A 5053-nucleotide genomic window follows, 5' to 3' on the forward strand; every position below is an offset into this window, starting at 1 on the left:
CATGGACGGCACCGTGCTGCTGATCGCCAACGCGATCAATTTCGACAACAGTTCCGAGCGCGTCGACGAGGCCTGGCACGACGCCGTCGCCCGGGTGAAGGCTCTGCTGGCGAAGGTCAGCACTCCGACGGAACAGCCCGTCTCCGTACTCGCAACCGCGGCGCTCGATTTCGCCTCGAGCGTCCAGGAACGCTGGGCCGAGAGCGAGTACCTGGCGGCGCTGGACCGCGGCAAGGAGGCGATCGTCGACGGCGAAGTCTTCCAGGTGGTGATCTCCCGGCGCTTCGAAATGGACTGCGGAGCCGACCCGCTGGACGTCTACCGGGTTCTCCGGAACACCAACCCCAGCCCGTACATGTACCTCTTCAGCCTCGAGGACGCCGCGGGCCGGCAGTACTCGATCGTGGGTTCCTCGCCGGAGGCACTCGTGACGGTCACCGGCGAGGAAGTCATCACGCACCCGATCGCCGGCTCCCGGCCCCGCGGCAAGACCACCGAAGCGGACAAAGCCCTGGCCGAGGAGCTGCTGGCGGACCAGAAGGAACGCGCCGAGCACCTCATGCTGGTGGACCTGTCCCGCAACGACCTGTCCAAGGTCTGTGTGGCCGGAACCGTGGACGTCACCCAGTTCATGGAGGTGGAGCGGTTCAGCCACATCATGCACCTGGTGTCCACCGTGGTGGGCAAGCTCGCCCCGTACGCCACGGCGTACGACGTGCTTAGGGCCACCTTCCCGGCGGGCACCCTGTCGGGCGCCCCCAAGCCCCGGGCGCTGCGGCTCCTGGACGAGCTGGAACCGCACCGCCGCGGCATCTATGGCGGCGTGGTGGGCTACCTCGACTTCGCCGGCGACATGGACATGGCGATCGCCATCCGGTCAGCGCTGCTCCGCGAAGGCCGCGCCTACGTGCAGGCCGGCGGCGGCATCGTGGCCGATTCCGTCAACGCCACCGAGGCGCAGGAAACCGTCAACAAGGCCGCAGCGCCGATGCGGGCCGTCCACACCGCCCAGTCGCTGCGGAACATCACGGCGGAAACCGTGACCGGCGCCGGGATGGAGCAGCCATGACCGGCACAGTCCGGAGCACCAGCCCCGTCGTTCCGCGCTGGGCCCGCAAGTCCACCCTGGTGCTGCTCATCGCCGCGCTGGCACTGGCCGTCTTCGGCACCACCACCCAGACCTGGCTCATGGTCCAGCTCGATCCCAGCCAGTTGGGCCAGGGCGTCCGCAGCCAGAGCGGACTGCAGGTCCAGGGCAGCAAGGCCGCCACCACTGTCACGGCCCTCGCGCTCGTGGCCCTTGCGGGCGGACTGGCCGCCTCGATCGCCGGGCGTATCGCCCGCTGGATCATTACAGTGATCGTCCTGCTCGCCGCCGCAGGCATCGTCACCGCAGCCGCGACCGTCCTGGCCAACCCGCTGGCCGCGGCGCAGGGCTCGATCGCTGCCGCCACCGGTATCAGCGGCAGCAACGTGCAGGTGGCCCTCACCGCGTTTCCCGTCGTCSCCGTCGTCGCCGGTTCCCTGCTGGGGCTCGCTGCCCTCGCGATCGTCCCGGCGGGCCGGTACTGGCGGGCCCGGACGAAGTACGACGCCGCCGCAACCGGAAGCGGCGCTGGCCCCGCGCAGCCTGCCGACGAGATCGACAGCTGGGACCGGCTCTCGCGCGGAGACGATCCCACCTGAGCTGATGCCGCGGGCGCGGCCAGCGACACGGCCGTAAACACGGCCGTAAACACTGCCGGAAACCCGGGCAATGCCGCAGTCGGTAACGCGGCCAATGGGACCGCCAAAAAATGGCAGAATGTAAGCAGTATTGATCCTGAGGAGATTTCCATGAGCAAAGCCCCTGTATCCGCATCCCAGCCCGCTGCCGGCACCGGCATTTACGACGGGGTCGACCACACTGAGCCGACCGGCCACGGGAACAGCCCGGCGGCCTGGACGACCGTAGCCGTCATGTTGATCGGCGCACTCATCGCGGCCATCGCCTTCGTCATCGCCAACACCCCGATCTTCATCGCCGGTGTGGTGGTCATGCTGCTCGGGCTCGTGGTGGGCTTCGCCATGCGCAAGGCCGGCTACGGCGTCGGCGGCAGCAAGCTGAAGAACGCCGGCCACTAAGCGTGACTGTGCTCGATGACCTCAACGCCGGCGTCAGGGAGGACATGGAGGCCCGCCAGCGCCTCGTCACGCTGGCCGAGCTGAAGGAGCGCGCCGCGGCGGCCGCCCCGGCACGCGATGCCTGGGCGGCCCTGGGTGGCGCGTCCGCCCGGGACCGGCTCAAGGTGATCGCCGAAATCAAGCGGCGGAGCCCGTCCAAGGGCGATCTGGCGGCCATCACGGACCCGGCTTCACTCGCCGTGCAATACGCCGACGGTGGCGCGGCCGTGATCAGCGTCCTCACCGAGCAGCGGCGCTTCAACGGCTCGCTCGCCGACCTGGACGCGGTCCGGGCAGCCGTGGACATCCCGCTGCTGCGCAAGGACTTCATGGTCGACGAGTACCAGATCTGGGAGGCCCGCGCCCACGGCGCCGACCTGATCCTGTTGATCGTCGCCTCGCTGTCCGATGAGCAGTTGCGCCAATACAGTGCGCTCAGCCGTGAGCTGGGCATGAACGTGCTGGTCGAAACCCACACGGCCGGCGAAATCGAACGCGCCGTGGCGGCCGGGGCCAAAATTATTGGCGTCAACGTCCGCAACCTCAAGACGCTCGACGTCGACCGCTCCGTTTTCGCGGACCTCGCCGCCGGCATCCCGGCCGACGCGCTCGTGGTCGGCGAATCCGGTGTGCGCGGCGTCGACGACGTCCGGCACTACGCGGCCAGCGGCGCTAACGCCGTCCTGGTGGGCGAGGCGCTGGTCAGCGACTCGACCCCGCGCGAGCGGATCGCAGAATTCATGGCCGCCGGCGCCGAAGAAATCGCCGCACGTTCCTAAACCTGCGTCCGGGCCGGGCAGCCGGCCAGACGCCGTGGTGCATCCGTGCGGCACCGAAGATCTAGTTAGCAGTGGAACAGGATGGTGAGACTGATGGTCGATGCGCCAGCAGCAGGCTCAGACGACAGCCCCGTGGACGCGTTCTTACACGGCGCCCGCCCGAATGACGACAAGCCGCAGGGAGCACCTTCCCTGCGCCACGCCCCGGGACCCTATTTCGGCTCCTACGGCGGACGCTGGATGCCCGAGTCCCTGATCGCCGCCCTGGATGAACTCGAGGACACCTTCGAGAAGGCCAAGGCCGACCCCGAATTCACCGCGCAGATCGCGGAGCTGAACAAGAACTACTCCGGCCGTCCCTCGCTGCTCACCGAAGCCAAGCGCTTCGCCGAGCACGCCGGGGGAGTGCGGATCTTCCTCAAGCGTGAGGACCTGAACCACACCGGCTCGCACAAGATCAACAATGTGCTCGGCCAGGCGCTGCTCGCCAAGCGGATGGGCAAAACGCGTGTGATCGCCGAGACCGGAGCCGGCCAGCACGGCGTGGCCAGCGCCACCGCCGCCGCCCTGCTCGGCCTGGAATGCGTGGTCTACATGGGGGCCGAGGACTGCCGCCGGCAGGCCCTCAACGTGGCCCGGATGGAGCTCCTCGGAGCCACCGTCATCCCGGTCACCAACGGGTCCCAGACGCTCAAGGACGCCATCAACGAGGCGCTCCGCGACTGGGTGGCCAACGTCGACAACACGCACTACCTGCTGGGCACGGCCGCCGGAGCGCACCCGTTCCCGGCCATGGTCCGCTACTTCCACGAGGTCATCGGCGAGGAAGCTCGCGCCCAGATCCTGGCCCAGGCCGGCCGGTTGCCGGACGCCGTCTGCGCCTGCATCGGCGGCGGCTCCAATGCCATCGGGATCTTCCACGGCTTCCTGGATGACCCCTCGGTGAAGATCTACGGCTTCGAAGCCGGCGGGGAAGGCGTCGAAACCGGCCGCCACGCCGCCACCATCACCCTGGGCAAGCCCGGCGTGCTGCACGGTGCCCGCTCCTACCTTATGCAGGACGACGACGGCCAGACCATCGAGTCGCATTCGATCTCGGCCGGTCTGGACTATCCGGGCGTCGGACCCGAACACTCCTACCTCGCCGACATTGGCCGGGTCAGCTACGAACCCATCACCGACAGCGAGGCCATGGAGGCCTTCCGGCTGCTGTGCCGTACCGAGGGCATCATTCCGGCGATCGAGTCCGCGCACGCCCTCGCCGGTGCCATCAAGGTCGGCCAGCGCCTCGCCGCAGCCGGCGGCGACGCAGACAGCCCCGTCGCGGAGAAGATCGTGATCGTGAACCTCTCCGGCCGCGGCGACAAGGATGTGGCCACCGCCGCGGAATGGTTCAACCTGCTGGACCAGGATTCACCCGAAGCCGAGATCGCCCAGGAGGGGGAGCAGCTGTGAGCACCGAGGACACCAGCTCAGAAGCCACTGCCGGCGGGACAGCCCCAGGCGCCGCCGGCACTACCGGGCACGCGAGCAAGTCCGCGGCGGCCATCGACCGGGCCAAGGCCCAGGGACGCGCCGCCCTCATCGGGTACCTGCCCGCCGGGTACCCGAGCGTCCAGGACACCATCGCCGCGGGCATCGCGCTGGCCGAAAACGGCGCCGACCTGATTGAGATCGGCATCCCCTATTCGGACCCCGTGATGGACGGCCAGGTCATCCAGGCCGCAACCACTGAGGCCCTCGCCAACGGTTTCCACGTCGCGCAGGTCTTCGATGTGGTGCGCGGTATCACGAGTAAGACCGAGGCCGCCGTGCTGGTCATGACCTACTGGAACCCCGTGCTGCGGATGGGCGTAGACGAATTTTCCCGCCGCCTGGCCGAAGCCGGGGGCGCCGGCCTCATCACCCCCGACCTGATCCCGGACGAGGCTGCGGAGTGGATGGCCGCCTCTGACAAGTACGGCCTGGACCGGGTGTTCCTCGTGGCACCGTCTTCCACCCCCGAGCGGATGAAGCGCACCGTGGACGCGAGCCGCGGCTTTGTCTACGCGGTCTCGATCATGGGCGTCACCGGCGCCCGCGCCTGGTGCAGTTGCCTGAGGATGCAGAAG

6 protein-coding genes are annotated in these 5053 nt (G+C 68.7%); all 6 read left to right on the top strand.

Annotated elements, in window-relative coordinates:
- Positions 1 to 1069 (top strand): chorismate-binding protein (locus AB4Y86_RS11855; protein WP_441402426.1); only part of this gene is annotated, 1069 nt, incomplete at its 5' end.
- The gene (locus tag AB4Y86_RS11860) at positions 1066 to 1686 is read left to right on the top strand and encodes a Trp biosynthesis-associated membrane protein (RefSeq protein ID WP_441402427.1); all 621 of its coding nucleotides are present in this window, start codon (positions 1066 to 1068) and stop codon (positions 1684 to 1686) included. The genes AB4Y86_RS11855 and AB4Y86_RS11860, both read left to right, overlap by 4 nt.
- Before the next feature lie 150 nt (positions 1687 to 1836).
- A complete protein-coding gene (locus AB4Y86_RS11865; protein WP_441402428.1) occupies positions 1837 to 2124 on the top strand; it encodes an HGxxPAAW family protein in 288 nt (95 codons plus the stop codon).
- A gap of 2 nt (positions 2125 to 2126) precedes the next feature.
- Entirely contained in the window at positions 2127 to 2942 is an 816-nt protein-coding gene (gene trpC / locus AB4Y86_RS11870; protein ID WP_441402429.1) for an indole-3-glycerol phosphate synthase TrpC, read from the top strand.
- Positions 2943 to 3035: 93 nt separating this feature from the next.
- Entirely contained in the window at positions 3036 to 4397 is a 1362-nt protein-coding gene (gene trpB / locus AB4Y86_RS11875; protein ID WP_441402430.1) for a tryptophan synthase subunit beta, read from the top strand.
- 92 nt (positions 4398 to 4489) lie between these two features.
- Positions 4490 to 5053 (top strand): tryptophan synthase subunit alpha (gene trpA, locus AB4Y86_RS11880; RefSeq protein ID WP_441402431.1); only part of this gene is annotated, 564 nt, incomplete at its 3' end.

It is taken from the genome of Arthrobacter sp. 2YAF22_2 (assembly GCF_052114645.1).
In the GTDB taxonomy this organism is placed as follows: Bacteria; Actinomycetota; Actinomycetes; order Actinomycetales; family Micrococcaceae; genus Arthrobacter.

Excerpts from the sequence above, each read along its gene's own strand:
- AB4Y86_RS11865 (WP_441402428.1), top strand. The coding sequence starts at position 1,837 with ATGAGCAAAGCCCCTGTATCCGCATCCCAGCCCGCTGCCGGCACCGGC.
- trpB (WP_441402430.1), top strand. The coding sequence starts at position 3,036 with ATGGTCGATGCGCCAGCAGCAGGCTCAGACGACAGCCCCGTGGACGCG.